Annotated in this window: 13 protein-coding genes; 10 read left to right on the top strand and 3 right to left on the bottom strand. The window is 48.5% G+C overall.

Features of this window, described 5'->3' with window-relative positions:
- Nucleotides 1-15 precede the first annotated feature (15 nt).
- From QL234_RS05245 to QL234_RS05230, 4 genes are all read left to right on the top strand, one after another.
- Nucleotides 16-1278, top strand: a complete 1263-nt coding sequence (locus tag QL234_RS05245) for a hypothetical protein (protein WP_044830856.1) — start codon at nucleotides 16-18, stop codon at nucleotides 1276-1278.
- 12 nt (nucleotides 1279-1290) lie between these two features.
- Nucleotides 1291-2130, top strand: a complete 840-nt coding sequence (locus QL234_RS05240; protein ID WP_281556777.1) for a GEVED domain-containing protein — start codon at nucleotides 1291-1293, stop codon at nucleotides 2128-2130.
- Nucleotides 2131-2142: 12 nt separating this feature from the next.
- Nucleotides 2143-3657 carry a hypothetical protein gene (locus QL234_RS05235; protein WP_281556776.1) on the top strand — a complete coding sequence of 505 codons (1515 nt, stop codon included), beginning with the start codon at nucleotides 2143-2145 and terminating at the stop codon, nucleotides 3655-3657.
- Between the two features lie 127 nt (nucleotides 3658-3784).
- Entirely contained in the window at nucleotides 3785-4918 is a 1134-nt protein-coding gene (locus QL234_RS05230; RefSeq protein WP_281556775.1) for a hypothetical protein, read from the top strand.
- A gap of 84 nt (nucleotides 4919-5002) precedes the next feature.
- On the opposite strand, the gene QL234_RS05225 is transcribed toward QL234_RS05230, so the two are convergent.
- Nucleotides 5003-5287, bottom strand: a complete 285-nt coding sequence (locus QL234_RS05225; RefSeq protein ID WP_281556774.1) for a SymE family type I addiction module toxin — start codon at nucleotides 5285-5287, stop codon at nucleotides 5003-5005.
- A 535-nt stretch (nucleotides 5288-5822) separates the two neighbouring features.
- On the opposite strand from QL234_RS05225, the gene QL234_RS05220 reads away from it, so the two are divergent.
- Together QL234_RS05220 and QL234_RS05215 are read left to right on the top strand one after the other, a co-directional pair.
- On the top strand, nucleotides 5823-7175 hold the full coding sequence (locus tag QL234_RS05220) for a sigma-54 dependent transcriptional regulator (protein WP_281556773.1): 1353 nt from the start codon (nucleotides 5823-5825) through the stop codon (nucleotides 7173-7175).
- Between the two features lie 56 nt (nucleotides 7176-7231).
- Nucleotides 7232-8503, top strand: coding sequence for a HAMP domain-containing sensor histidine kinase (locus tag QL234_RS05215; protein ID WP_281556772.1), 1272 nt, complete (start codon nucleotides 7232-7234; stop codon nucleotides 8501-8503).
- On the opposite strand, the gene QL234_RS05210 is transcribed toward QL234_RS05215, so the two are convergent.
- Nucleotides 8500-11169 (bottom strand): ATP-binding protein, encoded by a 2670-nt coding sequence (locus QL234_RS05210; RefSeq protein WP_281556771.1) that lies wholly within the window; start codon nucleotides 11167-11169, stop codon nucleotides 8500-8502. The genes QL234_RS05215 and QL234_RS05210 overlap by 4 nt on opposite strands.
- 304 nt (nucleotides 11170-11473) lie before the next feature.
- Between QL234_RS05210 and QL234_RS05205 the strand changes: the two genes are divergently transcribed.
- Nucleotides 11474-13087 carry a diguanylate cyclase gene (locus QL234_RS05205; RefSeq protein ID WP_281556770.1) on the top strand — a complete coding sequence of 538 codons (1614 nt, stop codon included), beginning with the start codon at nucleotides 11474-11476 and terminating at the stop codon, nucleotides 13085-13087.
- A gap of 67 nt (nucleotides 13088-13154) precedes the next feature.
- Here QL234_RS05205 and QL234_RS05200 read toward each other — a convergent pair whose 3' ends face one another.
- The gene (locus tag QL234_RS05200; protein ID WP_281556769.1) at nucleotides 13155-14018 is read right to left on the bottom strand and encodes a DMT family transporter; all 864 of its coding nucleotides are present in this window, start codon (nucleotides 14016-14018) and stop codon (nucleotides 13155-13157) included.
- 334 nt (nucleotides 14019-14352) lie between these two features.
- On the opposite strand from QL234_RS05200, the gene QL234_RS05195 reads away from it, so the two are divergent.
- The 3 genes from QL234_RS05195 (at nucleotide 14353) to QL234_RS05185 (ending at nucleotide 18977) form a co-directional block, all read left to right on the top strand.
- The gene (locus QL234_RS05195) at nucleotides 14353-15612 is read left to right on the top strand and encodes an HlyD family efflux transporter periplasmic adaptor subunit (protein WP_281556768.1); all 1260 of its coding nucleotides are present in this window, start codon (nucleotides 14353-14355) and stop codon (nucleotides 15610-15612) included.
- Between the two features lie 81 nt (nucleotides 15613-15693).
- A complete protein-coding gene (locus QL234_RS05190; RefSeq protein WP_281556767.1) occupies nucleotides 15694-16431 on the top strand; it encodes an ABC transporter ATP-binding protein in 738 nt (245 codons plus the stop codon).
- 110 nt (nucleotides 16432-16541) lie between these two features.
- Complete coding sequence (locus QL234_RS05185; protein WP_281556766.1) at nucleotides 16542-18977, top strand: ABC transporter permease; 2436 nt, start codon at nucleotides 16542-16544, stop codon at nucleotides 18975-18977.
- Nucleotides 18978-19050: the final 73 nt, after the last annotated feature.

Genomic DNA, 19050 nt, shown 5'->3' with positions numbered 1-19050 from the left:
AAAAAGGATCCTATTATGATATTAAAAATGAAGCCCCTGGCTAAAGCATTTTGTGCAATAGGCTTATCGGTACTTTCAAGCCAGGCATTAGCCGCACAAGAGACGACCAAGGAAAGCCAGGCCATCTCACCCTTTTCTGAAATCCCCGGACCGGAAAACGACACCATCACCTTAGGCACCGCCTATCACAGTGAAAAAAACGGCTTTTATGCCCTGCAAAGTGTCACCGGCACCGTTGATGAAACCTATGGCAATACCGAGCTCGACTTTGTCGTCGGCGTTGACATGAGCTACAACCAGCTGGCCAATATGCTTGACGGCAACCTTGGCGCCCAGCTGGACGTACCTGCGGTCAAAGTTGGCGTCGGCGCCAGCTATGCCAAGCAAAATGCCGCCGATAACTACACAGGTACCTATACCCTGTTTTTATCGGTCAAGCCCAAGAAAAAAATGCTGATCCCCGATGACGATACCGGCTACCAGCCAACCCAGGCCGCGGTCGACATTACTACCGCCAATCCCGGCGATAAGTTTGAAGGAGTGGGCAATGAGTTTGTGTCCGCCATCGAATACGGCTCGCAGGTAATGATCAACCTCAAGTTCGAATATAAAAACGACGAGGACAAAGTCAAATGGGGCGGCCAGCTTGATGTTGACTGGGTCGGCAAAGTCAGTGTCAGCGGTCAGCTGGAAAAAGTCGACAATGACGTGAAACGCAACATCAAGGTGACGGTATCCGCCACGCAAATGGGTGGCGATCCCAACCGCCTGCTGACGGTTATTCCGGATCAGCTGGTCAGCTGTACCATGGAAAATCCGACGCCGTGTTTTGATATTTTCGAAAACGCCATCAACTATATCAAAACCGACTATGTCAACCAGTTCGACACTTTGGATAAATACAATGTCTCCAAGATTTTCACCCAGGGCTACCGCAAATCCGGCCCGGGCCTGAATACTTTGGTACCGGACGATTTGTACCCGTCAAAAACCATTCTCACCAAGCTGGCGACGAAAAACATGGGTGAAGACTGGGTAACTGCCATCATGGACCACCGCCGTGCGGACAACCTGCTCAATTATTATGCCACTGAACTTTCCAGTGCCCATAAAACCACGCTGGAAGAAATCCGTCAAAACGCCCTGTTCAACTCCTTCATCCTGGCAGATTCGGTATCTTACTGTAACCGCAATCCTATCGGCGATTACTGCCGCGACCGCGAGCTGGAAACCCAGGGAAGAGTCACAGTTTATGATCGTAAATGGCTTGAATTATAAGGATATAAGACAATGATTAAAACACTATTTACCGGTGCTGCCCTGGCAGTACTCTCCGGGCTTTACACCCCGGCGGCGATGGCCGAATCGACGGTTTTTGAGTCTAAAGACGTATTAACCCCCGCCGAAGCGCTTGGCCGCTACCAGTGGCTGGAAAAATGTTATTCCGGCTTGTTGCTGGAAGTCGCGGACAATATTTTCGACCCGACCACGCCGGTTTCCAACGAGCAAAAACTCGCGGATTTAAAAAACGTCTTTCTCTATAAGGACGGCGCATTAAGGTCCGATGCCAAATACCTGACCTTTGGCGATGAAGATAGCGCCAACCCGAAACGCTGGTACGCTGGCACCAGTTTAAACGACAGCTGTAACCAGATCCCGTCGGATTACTCCGTCAGCGCTTTGCTGGTTACGCCGTCCATCAACCAATACTGCACCACCCAGGCCAGAACCAAGGACTATGAGTTTATTAAAGAAGTCAGCTTCTCCGACTTAACCAACAGTTCAGGAGCGGACTTTTACAGTAACTTTGTCGGCCAGGCAGCGCGCATCTACAAAGACCGCGATTACCAGCTGACCCTGACCCCGGGCTTTACCGGCGCAGACACCTACCCGGAAACCTGGCATGTATTTATCGACTGGAACCAGGACGGCGACTTCCTTGATGCCAGCGAAACCTATAACCCCGGGGTATCCAACCAGGCGAAGACGCTAACTGTGACGCCGCCTGCGGGCACGGTTTCCGGTCTGACCAAGATGCGGGTGACCATGGATTATTTGGGCGGAAACTCTGACGCGTGTAAAGAGATAGATTCCGGTGAAGTTGAAGATTACCTAATCTACATTAAATAAGCAGGTGCAACCATGAAATCAAATTTATTACCCATAAGTGCATTAATGGCCGCCGGCATTTGCTTTTCCGGACAGGCAGCAGAAAAATCTGATCTGAAAGTGATGGCCAAGGCGCAAACCGTTGCCGCCAGTGCCGCCTTTCAAAGTGAAATTACCGGTTTGATGAATGACCACGTTATTCTCGGCACCGCCTATAACAGCGACAAGATGGAAATTTTAAATGTCCAGCCAGTCGCAGGCCAGGTGGTGGAAACCTTAGGTAATACCCAGGTGCAGTTTGAGCTGATCAACAACGCTTCCTATGACGAAGTGTTGCGCCAGCTCAACGGTAATGTCGATGTTGGCGTGTCCTTCCCTGTAGTACGGGTCAATGCCGGCGGACATATCGCCAAAGAAATGTCATCCACCGAGTTTTCCAATACCTATACTTTCCAGGCAGCGTTAACGCCGAAAAAGCGGGTATTAAAACCTTTAGATGAAAATGTCGGTTTTACCCTGACTCCGGTGGGCGATACGTTAGCCAACCAGTACCAGGGACAGTTGATGAACCTTGCCGGTGATTCCTTTATTACCGAAATCGAATACGGTGCCCAGCTGCTGGTAAACATGAAAATCGAATACCTGAGCGAGCAGCATAAAAGTGATATCGGCGGCTATCTCGGGGTAAGTTACGGTGCCGGCAATATCGGTATCAGTGTCGACGGCAAGCTGAACTATATCGACGAAGACCTGAAAAAAAGCGTGCGTATCACGGTACGGGCATTGCAAAAAGGCGGCGATCCCAAGCAGCTGCTGAGCGTGATCCCCAACAACATCATTTCCTGTTCTCTGGATAACTATGAGCCCTGTTTTACCATGTTCGAGCAGGCGGTCAATTATGCCAAAGACGATTTTGGCAACCAGTTCAATGCCCTGTCCGACTACAATGTCGTGCGTTATAAAGCCGTGCCTTACGGGGTAAGCTCGATTGACGTGCGCAAACTCGACTCGGAAGATCAGGAAATCCGCTTTGAAACCACCTACCGCACCATCTGGCTTGAAGATCAGTTCAAGAAATCTGTCAGCAACGAGCACAGGGCCCGCTCTGTGCTGGCCAAGTACTCCAGCTGGATGACGGACGAACAAAAAGCCAAGGCAGAAGCGGTGAAACAGGCGGCCTATGATAACGCCTGGGTTTATAACGAATATGCCCTGATGTGTCGGGATAACCCTTACGGTACCGCCTGTGCCGACAACTGGGATAATTATCTCAATACCTGCGGTGCCAGCGGCGTCTCCTGTATCCAGGACTACAGCTTAAGCGACCTCAATGTCGAAGCCGGCAACCTCACCAAGTACTTCCAGTGTGAAGGCGCCCGGGAAGCCACCGCCAACTTCGGCGTCGAAGACAATACCGTGTCTTTAGGCTACCGCAACCTCGGCTGGGCCCCGGCCTTTGTTGATGCCGAAGATCCGGTTACCGGCGTGATGGCCTGGCTGCCTTGCGGCCAGGTACTGTCAAGCTACGGCACTGCTTTTGCCGAGTAAAAGTTAACTTGTTGAAGTTAATGCAATATTTTTAGGGCGCCTGGCGCCCTTTTTTATTTCTAGCGCAAAATTCTGCTTTTGACTTTAAAAGCGCGGCGCAGAAAAATGCTTAAAAAGGACAGATAAAATGAAAAAATCACTGATTTTCATCTTCTTACTATTTTCATTTCACAGCTATGCCAATACCTACTACTCCCTGGGCACAGACAAGGAAGTGCTCGGCGCAGGCTTTGAAGAATCCCTGACTATGCCCCTGGACAGCTGCCTCGACGGCGACTGGGTTTACCAGGGCGGCACCCAGGGCCAGCTCAGCTATCAGGGGGGTTATCAGTCAGATACTATGATCAATACCATCGCCGGCAGCGTCAAAGGCGGCATCAACCTGGTGATTTTCGGCGGTTCGGCAAAGTTTTCCATGCGCCGTAAAGTCACCAAAAACAGTACCAGCGCCGCCTCGGTGATCGAATTAAACTACAACAAAGGCAGTTATAACTTTGAAAACCGCCGTACCAAAGACGACATCACGAACCAGCTGGCAAGCGATCCGGTAGCGGTCAGGAACAAATGCGGCGACAGCTTTATTCATAATGTCCAGCTCGGCTCCAATTTGTATGTTACCGCCAAAATACACTTTAACAGCCGCAGCGAATACGAATGGTACCAAACCAAAATCAAGGTCAAGTTCCTGTTTTTCAGCAAAACCTTCACCAAAACCAAAGAGTTTTATGAGGCGACAAAAAACGCCGTCTACAGCATACAGGTCAACACCGACGGCGGCATGACCCCGAAACTGGCACAACTGACCCAGGGAGGCAGCACCAAATATTGTAAAACAGACAATATGGACGCCTGCATTGACTACGCCGAAAGTATTTTCAACTACCTGCTCGACGGCGGCGACTATGCCAACGACCTCACCGATGATTATTTAAATCCCATCAAGTTTGATACCGCCAGTTATGAAAAATCCGGCCATTACGATCTCGCTTACGCCGGCGTGCCAACTTTCAGCCAGCGCTACCGGGAGTTGTCCGAACGGCTAAGGGTGTATCAGGATTTTGTCGATGACGAAATTGAAAATATCAATGCCTTTTTGGCGGTGGCGGAGACAGATGCGCAAAAAGATCCGCTGATCGCCCGATTGGCGGAGCGACAGCAGCAAAAGACCAGCTTAAGCGATGCAGGGGATTACTGTTATACCCTGCCCGGCACGACTTTATGCGAGCAACGCATCGAAGCAGCAATTGCCACGGTAAATTAGCCTTGCCTGTATCACTGCTGCGCCTGTTTTAAGCGCAGCAGCTTAACGTCTTATGGCTAAAAAAGCCTGGGGTTTACTCCTCAGTTAACTGGTTTTATTGAGAACGGTACCAGTTTGTTTAGGTATGATGTGAATTTCTCCCTGATTTACCTCAATACTGACCTTTTGCCCGACAGCAAAACCCGCCCGCCGCAGCCACTTGCCCCTGAGCACCATGCAGGGTTCAAGCTTGACGGGTACATAATTAATGCCTATGCCACGGGTTTTCGACGCTGTGTTGCAAACCGTTTCCTGTACGGTAAGTTGCCGATAAATGGGATATTTTACTTTTGCCGAGACTGGCTCTGGCGTATGATGATATTCAGCCATGGCGTACTCCTGTGAAGTTCGTTGTGGTTAGCGACCTCTGAGTGTTCGTTGCACTCAGGGGTTGCGACTTAGTTACGGCTTTTATTGCTGCGCGCTAACAGCAGTAGTGACGGCTGTTGCGGCAACACCTATTCAATCAAAGACAGTGAAATGTGAGCTCCTTTTTTGGGTGGGTAACACTATTAATAAAAGACTATTTCACTGGTTAAATCAACAGCAAAACGTCATTATATCAAGATGAATTTCAGGAGTTATTTCGTCACTAAAAACCTCTTAAATATCAGTACATAACTGTTATTAAATTCACTCCCCCCCTAACACGGAAACGTAATCTTTTCAGCGCTCATACCGTTAAACTTCCAAATAGCTAAGCACTTTCTCGGGAAAGGATACTGGCCCACTAAATTGCGTTAATAACGAGCATTGGCAATAAAACGACTTGAGCCCAACAGACTTAGTTTTCACTTGTTTTCCTTGACTGTACCCCTTACTATCGCCGCGGTATTTGCGTAAATTTAATATTAACGGAGTAAAAATGAGCAAAGCTTGTATTTTAGTGGTAGACGACAGGCCCGATATCCGGTTAAGCGCCAGTTTCGTACTCGAAGACAATGGTTATCAGGTGCTGGAAGCGGAAAGCCCTTATCAAGCGAAAGAAATCATTCAAGACTCCAAAGTGGATTTGATCCTGCTGGATATGAACTATTCCCTCGATACCACCTCGGGAGATGAAGGCCTGGACTTCTTATCCTGGCTGGCCAAAGCAGCGGGCAATATTCCGGCGGTGGCCATGACCGCCTGGTCCAATGTTGAACTGGCGGTAAAAGCAATGCAGCTCGGCGCCGGTGACTTCCTTGAGAAACCCTGGAAAAACCAGCGCTTATTGCAGGTTATCGAACACCAGCTGACCCTGACCGGGCTCAAAGTACAAAACCAGAAATTACAGCAAAGACTGGAACCGGAAAAAAGCGACGACTACGTCTGGCGCTCCCCCTGCATGCAGGAACTGATGCGCCAGATAGAAAGCGTTGCTCAAACCGATGTCACTATTTTACTCACCGGCGATAACGGCACCGGTAAGAGCCAGCTGGCCAAATATATCCACCAACTATCCAATGTGCAGTCGGGCCCTTTTATCAGCGTCAACATGGGGGCGATTTCCGAAAATCTGTTTGAAAGTGAGATGTTCGGCCATACCAAAGGCGCTTTTACCGATGCCAAGTCAAACCGTATCGGCCGCTTTGAGCTGGCCAAAGACGGTACTTTGTTCCTTGATGAAATCGCCAATATCCCCCTTTCCCAGCAGGCGAAATTACTGCGGGTACTGGAATCCGGCGAATATGAAGTATTAGGTTCCAGTCAGACCCAGCAAACCAATATCCGCCTGGTGAGCGCATCCAACGGCGATTTTAGTAAACTTATCGCCAACGAAGAATTCAGGGAAGATTTGTTTTACCGCCTCAATACCCTGGAATTTCGCGTGCCGTCGCTGCGCGAACGTGAGCAGGACATTATTCCGCTGGCACAGCACTTTGTTAAAACTGCGGCGGGCAAATATCAAAAACCTGCTATTAATATCAGTACAGATGCCCAGCAGGCATTGCTAGAATATCACTGGCCCGGCAATATCCGGGAATTGAGTCATTTAATGGAGCGGGCGGTATTATTAACCCGGCACGATGAACTCCAACTCAGCGATTTGCATTTAAACACGCAAACCGCCGCCGGAGCCTTGCCGATGATGACCTTAGAGCAGGCAGAGCGAAAGCTGATCAAACAGGCGCTGGCAGCAAACGACAACCATATCGCCAAGGCCGCGGCCTTATTGGGATTAACCAAGTCGTCCATGTACCGTAGGCTGGAGAAATATCCCGATCTGCAAAGCTAAGGGCAAGGCACGCCGGTCCCAATAACAAAGAAAGAGCACAAAGAGCCAGTAAAAGAATGTTCAAAAGCAAAACCCTGGAAGCCTATATCTTGCGCAGACTCAGCATTTTTGCCGGTTTGTTTATCCTGCTGTTGTACCTGTTACTGGCTCAGTTCGACTGGTCTACCTGGCATCTTAGCCTCACCACGGGGTTAGCGGCTTTTGGCCTGATGCTGGCGATTTTACATTTTCGCAAGCGTTTAATGGCCACCTTTGACCGGGCACTGCTGCATATCGAAGCGGTGCGTATGGAAGACTATAACCAGTACGCCAAGTGCGACTTTCCTGCCGGCAACGTCGGCGCCTTTCACCGGGAATTGACCGCATTAAGCGAATACCTGTCGACGAAAAAACTACGTTACGACCAGCATGCTTTTTTGATTTATCAGCTTATCGACCAGCTCGACACCCCTATCCTGGTGTTTAATGAAAGAAACAAGCTTACCTATGCCAACGGCGCCTTCACCCTGCTCTATGATCAGCCCTGGCAGATGTACCGCCTGGCATCCGCCAAGATGTTGGGACTGAGCAAAAACGACCAGGGCTGGCAACTTGAAGGGGAAAACCAGCAGTGGCAAATCAGCCACAGTGAGTTTATCGATGCCGGCGAAGCCCACCAGTTGCTGGTCTTTACCAACATCACCTCGGCGCTGCGGGCCAGCCAGTTAACGGCGTGGCAGCAAATTATCCGGGTCATGGGGCATGAAATCCGCAATTCATTAACCCCGGTATCTTCACTGGCAGAAAGCCTGGCGGGGCGGACCACATCCGAGCGGGATCAAAAAGCCCTTGCCCTGATCTCGGAGCGTTGTCATCACTTACAGGACTTTATCAGCCGTTATTCCTCCCTGTCGCAGAAAATGAACCTGGATATCAGGCAAATCAGTGTCCTTGAGTTAACCGAACGCCTCAGCGGCTTGTATGCCGGGAATGGCCTGGAGTTTGACAGCAAGCTGCAATGGCTGGCGGCAGATCAGGCCTTTTTGGAGCAGGTATTAATTAACCTGATCAAAAACTCCATTGAAGCCGGCAGCGACAGCATCAAGTTAAGTTTTAAAGCCATCAACGGCAAAAACCAGATACAGCTTATCGATAACGGTCACGGTTTTGCCAACCTGGATAACCTGTTTGTGCCTTTATTTACCACCAAGCAAAATGGCCAGGGAATTGGCTTAACCTTTTGCCGCAACATTATCGAGCAGCATCAGGGCAGTATTAAACTGGAAAACAATAGCGACCGGGGGGTCAAGGTGACTATCGAGCTGCCTCAAACACAAAGCGCTCACTAAACCCCGTTATCTAAATAGCGCCTTATTGAGTGCAGTACCTGCTGTAATTCTCCGCTAAGGCTTTCAGGAAAGGGCCCGCTAACGCCCCCTGTGAGCGCCAGGTCTTTTTCTATGCCGGCGGCAACTTTAGCAAGGGCCAGAGCACCGATATTGGCGGATATGCCGCTGAGATTATGGACTAAATGTTTGGCCTGCTCGCTGTCTCCCTGCGCCAGCGCCTGTTTGATATCATCATCAATACCGGAAAATTTATCTGCAAAGCCGGCAATCAGTTTTTTAAATAACGCTTCTTTGCCGTTACAGGTTCTCAGTGCCGCCTTGATATTCAGGCCTGGAAAGTCAACGGTCCGGGAGCTATTTTCTGCCACTACTTGTTCGTCATTGCCCCCGGGCATTGCCCTTACCTCCGCTTCATCCCCTTGCGCCATAGATATCGTGCTTTGCCTGTCTCCTGCACCTTTAGGAAAAAAATCAAAATGCTCCAGGTCATGAGTTTCTGTCTTTGGGGTACAACAACGCATTAAAGCCGCAAACAGTTTTTTCGGAATAACAGGTTTGGTTAAATACTCATTCATACCTATGGCCAGGCCCTGCTCCATGTCATTTTTAATAGCGCTGGCGGTGAGGGCGATAATAGGAATATGCCGCCATTTTGGCGCTGCCCGGATAAGCCGGGTGGCTTCGATGCCATCCAGTACCGGCATCTGGATATCCATGAGGATCACATCTATTTCCTGGTGCTCAAGCAAATCAAGCACCTGCCGGCCATTTTCAACCATATGCAGCTCACAACCGCTGTCCGCCAATAAATCGCTAATGATCTCCTGATTCAACTCATTATCTTCCGCCAGTAAAATACGTTGTTTACCCACTTGCTGATATAGGTTCGCCGACAAGATAAACTGCTGCTGATGTTCATTACCCTGTCCTCCCCTGGCTTTATCCGCCCCGGATAACACATCACAAAAATTGCTAAAGTAGACAGGTTTTTGCAGATGGCGCAGCGGATATTTCAACAGCTCAGGCGGTAATCCCTCCTGATCGGAAACATAAATAACTGTCATGCTTTTTTGATGTAATTGCACCCAGCGGTTAAAAAATACCGCAATTGCTGTTTGCGGACATGACTCATCTATCATGATCACATTCACCTCGGCCATCATATCAAGGTCAAAGTCCAGCGATGAACGCCCGGTCACAGAGACGGCAAAAGCGGCTAAGGTATGTTCAATCGCACTTAAGGCGATATCATCCTCGGCCGACACTAATACCTGCTTATTGGTGGCCGGCGTTGATTGCTGCGGCATCGGCCTGGCAGCCAAGCCTACCGGCAAAGTGGCACTGGCCCGCGTGCCCCTGCCCGGCTCACTTAACAGTTCAAACCGCCCTCCCATCAGTTCGGTCAATTGCTTGCAGATCACTAAACCCAAACCTGTGCCGCCAAAAACCCGGGTGGTGGAAGTATCTGCCTGGCTAAAGGGTTCAAACATCTTATCCGCCACCTCCTGAGCCATGCCTATGCCCGAATCCTGGACCATAAACTTAATCACCACCTGCTCTTTCTGCCATTGAAGTACCCGGATAGACAATACGATTCGGCCGCTTTTAGTAAACTTGATGGCATTACTGAGCAGATTAAACAACACCTGATTAATACGCACCAAGTCACCGCTGAGCAAAATCGGTGTACCCGGCTGGACATCAAAAATCAGCTGCAGTCTTTTTCTTTTGTTTTTCGGCACTTCAATCACCGCCAGATGCGCCAGCATTTCATCAAGGGAAAAGTCCGCTTGTTCTATGTGTAATTTACCCGCTTCAACCTTGGAAAAGTCCAGGATGTCATTGATGATCTGCAATAAGGACTTGGCCGACTTATTTACCTTCTCAACATAGTTACGCTGCCGGGCGCCGAGGTCACTTTGCAGGCATAAATAGGACAAATTGATAATGGCATTCATCGGGGTGCGAATTTCATGGCTCATATTGGCCAAAAAGGCACTTTTTGATTCATTGGCTGCCGCCGCAACCTTTAAGGCCTCTTCAAGTTGCAACTTGGCTTTTTGGGTATTGTCCCGCTGTTTCTTTAGTTTGGCCCCGACATAAGAAATAAAGGCACAGGTGGGAATAAAGGCACATAAAAAAATCAGCTCCGATATGACTTCCTGGGCATTTTTATTAAAAAAACCGGAAACCGCTAAGGAGATAACATAAAAAACAAAAATTAAAACACTCAACATCACCGACTGCTTCAGGGTGCCAAAAGAAAAGGTGAAGGCAAATGCCATGATCCACAGCACTAAAATCGTGGTTTTTATTTCCGGATAAAAAACCAGGACAACAAACAACAGCACACCGCTGTTGGCAATTTGCACCATTAATATTTTTTGTGAAAACCGCCGGGTTATCGTCTCCCTGGTGGCTATGGTTAAAATCACCCAGGTATAGAAAAAAATGGCATAAAGCGTCAGGGCATTAATCAGGTGTATCGACTGCGCCACCAAACCAAAAAAAGTGCTCAGATAAATTAAAATGCCGCCGATAAGGTTCGCGATAAATCCGGTCCAGGCATAATAAATTAAACGCTTTCTCGCGCGTTTAATTTTAGGGTTCTGACTTAGCTTAGCTAACATCTGGTTCAGGCCATGGTCATAATTAATATACGCCAATACTGTTGCAGGGCATTTATCGGCAGGTAGAAACAATTAAGGCAAATACCCGCCCTGTTAAATTGTAGGCTAAGCTTGCATCCCCGGCTATGGTACTTACCCGGTAACGTTTGGCTGGACCGGCGCAAGCAAAAGGCCGTTGACTCATCAGAAAAGTAACGGTAAGGAACTCCCGTCCGGTTATTATGCGCTATTCTTTAGCAACGAGAGTTTAGCAACAAGATCATGGCAAGTATCTTTGCCTGATAACGGCTTAATTGATGGAACAACTTAAGATAACCCTTTATCGAGGTGGCCACCGTCAATGAAACTAAAAACAATATTATCTTCTTACCTGATAATATTAATTACTGTACTGACCTTAGCCTTACTTGCCTATCGCTACTTCGTTGAAATACCGCGCTTTCATCATGCCACATCCCTGCTGCATCAGCGGGAGCTGGAAACCTTACGCCAGGCGATACAAAGGGAGATATCATATTTTAACCTGCTCAATTTTGATTATGCCGTCTGGGACAGCAATTATCACTTTATGCGCTCCCCCAATGCAGCCTTTTTAGAGGAAAATTACCAAGATATTTCCTTTACCACCCTTAAATATGACGGTATTTTTTATCTTGATAACCAGTTCAACATTATCTATGAAAAAACCTTAGATCATATCAGCGGACAGCCCTTTAAATTAGATATTTTTAATTTAAAAAAATGGCCGAAAAACAAATATATTTACCCGAAAGAGCAATACCACGGGGTTCCCCACCTCAGCGGCCTGCTAGCCAGCAAACACGGTCCTATCGCATTTTCATCCACCCAGTTGCGCAATTCAGATCTCAGCGGGGAAAACATAGGCATTATGCTTATCATCCACAAATTGCGGAAACAGCATTTTGATGATATTGCTAAATTTATAAACCTGCAGGTTGAAACCCAAATACTACCCTATGATCATCCCGCCACCGGCATTAGCGATCTGGCACAAGACATTAACGGCTACGGCCACAGTAACCGCCACCAGCGCATCTTAAGCGACGACCATAACCATCCGGTGGCCCTGCTGACCATTACCCATGAAAGCAGCAGCCAAATGCCCCTGATAGACAGGCAATTTTTCTTTGTCTTGGCGTTATTGATAACTTTTGCCTTATCCGGATTTTTCATCATCAACCGCTATTTTGTCCGTCACCTGGAAAATACCATCAAACATATGAAGAAAATGGCCCGGCGCAATGAGCTGTCCCCGATACTGAGCCATTTTAATATTGACGAGTTTAATACCGCCACCGAGCAATTTAACCGCCTGGTTGAACTGGCCAATAACCAGCAGCAATTACTGATCGAATTGTCCCTGGTAGACTCGCTGACCGGCATCGCCAACAGAAGAGCCTTTGAAGATCATGTTCAAAAGCAATGGCAGCAAATGCAGCGCACCCGCTCGCCGCTGGCATTGATCATGTGTGATATTGACCACTTTAAACAATATAATGACTTGTCAGGACATCAGGAGGGAGATCTGGCCTTAACCCGCATCGCCCTGGCAATTGACAGCTGCATTCACCGCAGCCATGATATGGTTGCCCGCTATGGCGGAGAAGAATTTGTTATCGTGCTCAGCCATACCAACAGATCTGGTGCTGAGCATATCTGTAAAAAAATGCTGGCCGCTGTAGCCAAACTGGCAATTCCCCACCCAATGAACACAGGAAAAATTGTCAGCGTCAGTATCGGGGCTGCCCTATGGGAAGACTTCTCTCAGCTGCCCTTAGCTCTGGATTATCGCTACTTGCTCAAACAGGCAGACCAGGCCTTATATGAGGCAAAATCAGCGGGCAGAGGCAGGGTAATTTTCTGCTCTGCACTGACACTTACCTCTGCTGTCCTTGAACAAACCAGGCACAGCAATAAACAAAAAATGACATAAACCCGGAAGATTGCTCCCGGCTGTGAGCCTATGCATAGTCATCCGCTCACAGCCGCAGTCGGGGATGTTATTTTTTATGCACCAACAACACCATAATGTTGGCGAAAATAATCAATCCTGCGCCGGTCAGCTTTTGCCAGCTCAGGACATCATGGGTAAATACGGCACTCAAACCAATCGCCACCGGCAAATAGAAATAATAAATAATCGCGGTTAAATTGCCCGGCAGCTCGGCGGAAGCCTTGATCCATAAGGTATGGGCAGCCAGCGTACAAACAATGCCTAATACCAGCAAAATTCCCCAGTCACCAGTTTCCAGCTGAAAATTGCCCTGAGGAATAAAAAAACTAAAACATAACAGGGCAAAACCAAACTGTCCCAGGGCTTTTTGCTGGGTAGATAAATGATTGGACTTTCGGTTGATCACCGCAAGCAGGGCATAAAGCAGCCCGCTGAAAATACTGGCGATAAAGCCTAACCCCATGCTGCCCTGGCTGGCGATCCCGCTTGTTGCCAGCAGTACACCGGTAAAGGCGATAAAGATGGCAATAAGATCTAATTTTTTTATCTTCTCTTTAAATATCAATGCATTTAAAAATAATAATTGAATTCCAAAGGTAGAAACCCCTATGGCGGCCAAGCTTGGACTGGCGCTTTTGATGGCATAAAAATAACTATACCAGTGCAGGGCAAATACCAGGCCGAGCAACACTAGGTACAACAAATCCTGGCGGGTTAGCCGCTTCAAATGACCGGCACTTCTATTGAGCAGCATCAAAAATAAAATACCGCTACCGGCAATAAACAGGCGCATAATGCCGATCACCACCTCGTTGGCCGCCGTCAATTTAACCAATACCGGCACCATACCCATCAAAGAAACGGCAATAAACGCCAACAGCACCAGCTTACCTGTTATCGATGACTTCATAGCAACTACATTTCACCTAAGCAGAAAACAAAAAGGCCGCTATTAATAACATTATTTTTAAGTAAGTTACCACCACTTATTCTCTTAAAGGAGAATTAACCGGAGATATTCTTCTGCCACCGTGTTGGCGGCTGACAGGACGCTTGCCTCTGCGCCAAGTTTTTGCTTTGTCGCCTTCATTTTCGATACCGGACCCGCAGCGGTCCGATATCGGACTAAACTCCGGCCTCAAAGTGAAGCAAAACACACAAGACACTGATATTAAAGAGAAATAAAACTTGGCACGGAATTAGCTAATCTATGGTTATCAAAAACAGGATAAGCATACGTTACTATGGACACTATAAAAATAAAGAAAAAGACAACTCCTTTTTATAAAAACAAATACATCTTGGCCGCCGCCCTTTTTGGACTGCTGGTACTGTTGGCTGTTTGGGCCAAACAAGCAAGAAGTTCGGTCTCGGTACTGCGCAACGACATTTTGGTTGAGCAGGTTCAGCAAGGAGATCTGGAAGTACTGATCGAAGGATATGGTAACTTAACCTCGGATAAGCAGCAATTGATCACCACCTTAACCCGGGCGACGGTAAAAGAAATCGTATTAAAACCCGGTGCCCGCGTTTCCGCCGACAGCGTCATCGTACGCCTGGAAAATCCGGAATTGATCCAGGAAGTTGAAAATGCCGAACAGGAGCTGAACCAAATCCAGGCCAACCTGAGACAGCTCAAACTGACCAATCAGCGTGAACGCCTGAATGAAGCAGCCTCGCTGGCAGAGATCACCGCCCTTTATGAAGCCGCGACCTTAAAGCGTCAGGCAGAAGAAAAACTGGTAAAACAAGGGATAGTTTCGCAACTGACCTTCCAGGAATCACAACTGAACGAGCAGCAGTTAAAAAAACGTATGGCCATTGCCACCGAGCGTAACGAACAATTACGCCTGGTACACCAGGAAGCCATCAACATCGAGCAGGAGCGAGTTAAACAGCAACAGGGACAACTTAACATCGCCCGCGACCGCCTGGCACGTCTTGAAGTTAAAGCCGGTTTTGACGGGGTATTACAACGTTTATCGGTAGAGTTGGGACAAAGCCTGGATGCAGGCCAGGAAATCGCCCTGATCGGTTCAGTAACAGACTTAATAGCCTTAATCCGGGTGCCGCAAAGCCAGGCACAGCAAATTGTTGTCGGCCAGAGCGCCATCATAGATACCCGTAGAGACAAGATCACCGGCACAGTCGCCCGCATCGACCCGATAGTGGAAAACAATACCGTGAATATCGAAATTGCCCTGCCGGCAGACCTGCCTGCCAGTGCCCGCCCGCAACTGAAAGTTGACGGCGTAATCGTTGCCGATACCCTGAAAAACGCCACCTATATTAAAAGACCGGCCAATGTTAAAGCCAACAATATCGGCAAGTTATACCGCTTAGACCAGCAGCAGGAAAATGCCCAGTTACAGGCGGTAACCTTTGGCCACCAGGCAGGACGTTTTATTCAGATTCTTTCAGGTGCCAAAGCCGGTGAACAGTTTATCGTCTCGGATTTATCCAACTTATCCAAGAGCACCGATGCCTTAAGCATTAAATCGTAACCCTTACATACCCTAACAAGATAACGCCGGCATTTTTGCCGGCATAATAACAAGCAGAATGAGCAGAGGAAGACATTTGTGATGACCAGTACTTTAGAAAACAATAAAGAGATAAAGATACAAATGCGCGGCATAGCCAAGGTTTTTGAAACCGAAGAGCTGGAAACCCATGCCCTGAAAAACATCGACCTGACCATTTACGCCGGTGACTATGTCTCGATTTCCGGTCCGTCCGGTTGCGGCAAGTCAACCCTGCTCTCCATCCTGGGTTTGCTGGACATGCCAAGCGGCGGCGAATATACCATAGAAGGTGTTAATGTGACCGATTTGTCCCTGGATCAGGCGGCAGAAATAAGAAATGCCAAAATAGGCTTTATTTTCCAGTCGTTTAACTTAATTGATGAATTGTCTGTTTTTGATAATGTCGCCCTGCCGCTAAGATACAGCAGTGAAAAAATGTCTGAACAGGCGATCACTGAGCGGGTAACTGAATGTCTGCAAGCGGTAGATATGACCCACAGAACCGGCCATAAACCCAACCAGTTATCCGGGGGACAGCAACAACGTATCGCCATCGCCAGAGCATTAGTGGCCAAACCGGCAATTTTACTGGTGGATGAACCCACAGGTAACCTGGACTCTAAAAGCGGCGACCAGGTCATGGATACCTTGGAGCAGTTAAATAAAAGCGGTACCACCATCTGCATGGTGACCCATGATCCCCGTTACGCCAACATGGCCAACATTCAACTGAAGTTACTCGACGGCAGTATTTTAACCACGCCTGCACCGGGAGCTAACATCAAGGAGGCGGTATGAGACTAGCCTTATACGCCAATATGATGGCATCCATTGACACTCAACGGAAATCACCCGACAGCTGTATGTTAATCACGGCCAGTGCCTGCGCTTAACAATAAGGAGACTGCATGAGTTTATTGTATTATCGGCAAAAACAGGCCTGGGCCAGTTTGCGCAAAAAGCCCGGCTTTGTCGGCACGGTTATCACCACCATGGGCATCACCCTGGGGGCGCTGTTATGTGTCTTAACCCTGGCTTATGTGCTGATAGCCAAACCCCTGCCCTACCCGGATCAGGAGCGCTTATACCGGGTCGATTCAGAGTTTATCGATGCCAATAAAGAAGGCGTCGGCAAGGCGTTTACCTACCCGAGTTTAATGCATTTATATCAAAAGCAAGCCATCTTTGATGAAAGCGCCCTGCTCTATTTTGGTGAAGATGTCCTCACCAGCTCCCCTGCACAACCGACCATGAAAACCGCCTTTATCACCCCGGAGTGGTTTAACCTGCTCGGGGTTGATATGGCACTTGGACGCAAGTTTGAAGACAGCGAAGCCCTGAACACCAACAACCCGGTGGCCATACTGAGCTACCGCACCTGGCAAGAGGAATTTGCCGGCGATGCCGATATTTTATCGCAAAAAGTCAGTTTTTCCGGCACCAGCTTCAGCATTATCGGAGTCTTAAGCGAAGACTTTATCGAACCGCAAATCTTTACTACCGGCCTCAACAGCCAGGTATTTATGCCCTGGGATTTCAACGAAGCTCCGGAAAACCTGCGCAAATCCTGGAGTAATATCAACGATACCCAGTTGTTTATCGGCAAACTCAATGACAAACATAGCTTGAGCCAGGCAGAACAGATACTCACGCCGTTAATGAATGATGTCTGGCAGGAAAATGTCGCCGGCATGGATTTTTTCAAGGGCTGGAGCCTGACCAGCAAAGTCACCAGCTTACAGTCGGTGATCCTGGGGGATAACCGGGATACCGTGTATATGTTATTGGCAGGGGTTATCGGTTTAGTACTTATCGCCTGTGCCAATATTGCCAATTTATTCATGTCCCGCACCGCCGAGCAACAAAGACAACTGGCGATTCATGCCGCGATAGGGGCAAGCAAAAAGCAGTTATTTAAGGGTTTATTTGCCGAGTCGGGTTTATTGATGGCACTGTCGATCATCATCGCCCTGGTCATTGCCCTTGGCGGCTTTGAGATCATGCAACATTTCCTGGCACAACGCCTGCCAAGAGTTGACGAACTCAGCCTCAACGGCTTTACCCTGCTTTGCGCCCTTGCCATCACTTTGGTCCTGGCATTGTTCTTTGCCAAATTAAGCGCCAATATGATCAATTACCGGGCACTAAATTCCACCTTGCAATCAAGCGGTAAAGGCAGCGGTATCCAGGTATCACACAAGGTCCGCCAGTTACTGATTATCAGCCAGGTGGCGATTGTCACCGCATTGGTTTTTGTCAATATCAGCCTGTTTAAAGATGCCGTTGATACCATAGAAAAACCGATAGGTTTTGAGACAAATAACATCACCACCTTAGTGCTGGCAGGGGCGACAACCACACCGCCGTCAAGGGAAGAGCGCAAGGTGATCATGCAGGAGCTGAAAACAAAATTATCACAACTGCCGCAGGTTGAAGCCATCAGCCAGTCAGGTTCTCCCCTCAGTGGCTTTGGCATTTGGGCCCAGATAGTAGTCTCAACCAATGAACGCCTGGTGGTAGAAACAAAGCCGGTAGACGACAACTACTTCAACCTTATTAACCAGCCCCTGATTGAAGGGCGTATTTTTACCGACACAGAAATTAGCGATGAAGTTGATGTGATGCTGGTCAATGATGTCTATGCCAGACACCTGGCCGGAGATGAAAGCCCGATAGGTATGCAAATCACGTTTGGCAGTCCTGACGATCCGGCAGCGACTATTATCGGGGTCGTAAAAGGCATGACTATACCCGGCAGAAGCGAAATGCCAATGCGTGCCTACCCCGCCGCACACCTAGGTGGTACGCGCTTAATGCTGAAACTTAAACCGGGGCAGACGCTTTCACGCCAGCAGGCAGCGGAAATCATCGCCGGGGTCACCAGCCAATATAGCCTGTTTGAGCTTTCCTCCCTTGATGATCGCCGGGATAATTTGCTGTTCACCCAGTACACCACAGCAATCACCAGTGCCATATTGGCCCTGCTGACCTTTTTCCTGGCAGCCATCGGACTGTACGGCATTTTAAGTTACGGCACGCAAATGCGCCGCTTTGAAATAGGCACCCGCTTAGCCATAGGCGCCAAACGTAAAACCCTGATCGCCATGATAATCAAGGACAACTCCCTGGCGTTAGTCACCGGCATTATCACAGGCATGATTTTATTAGTGCTTTTATACCTTGGCTTTCCCGAGGAACTCGAAACTTACCTCCAGGTACAGTTAATCCCGGTTTTTGCCCTGACCTTAAGTTTAATCGCCACCATTAGCTGGTTTGCCTGCTATTGGCCGCTGCGTCAGCTTATCAACCGTCCGGCAATACATTCCCTCAGGGGCAGTGATTAATACCGGCAAATAGCAGCCCCCTAATATCCGGGGGCTGCTGCCGGATTTACTATCAAAAACAGCAAAAAATAAA

This window comes from Thalassomonas sp. RHCl1, from assembly GCF_947387555.1.
Taxonomy (GTDB): Bacteria; Pseudomonadota; Gammaproteobacteria; order Enterobacterales; family Alteromonadaceae; genus Thalassomonas.
This window is presented reverse-complemented; position numbering and strand designations above follow the sequence as displayed.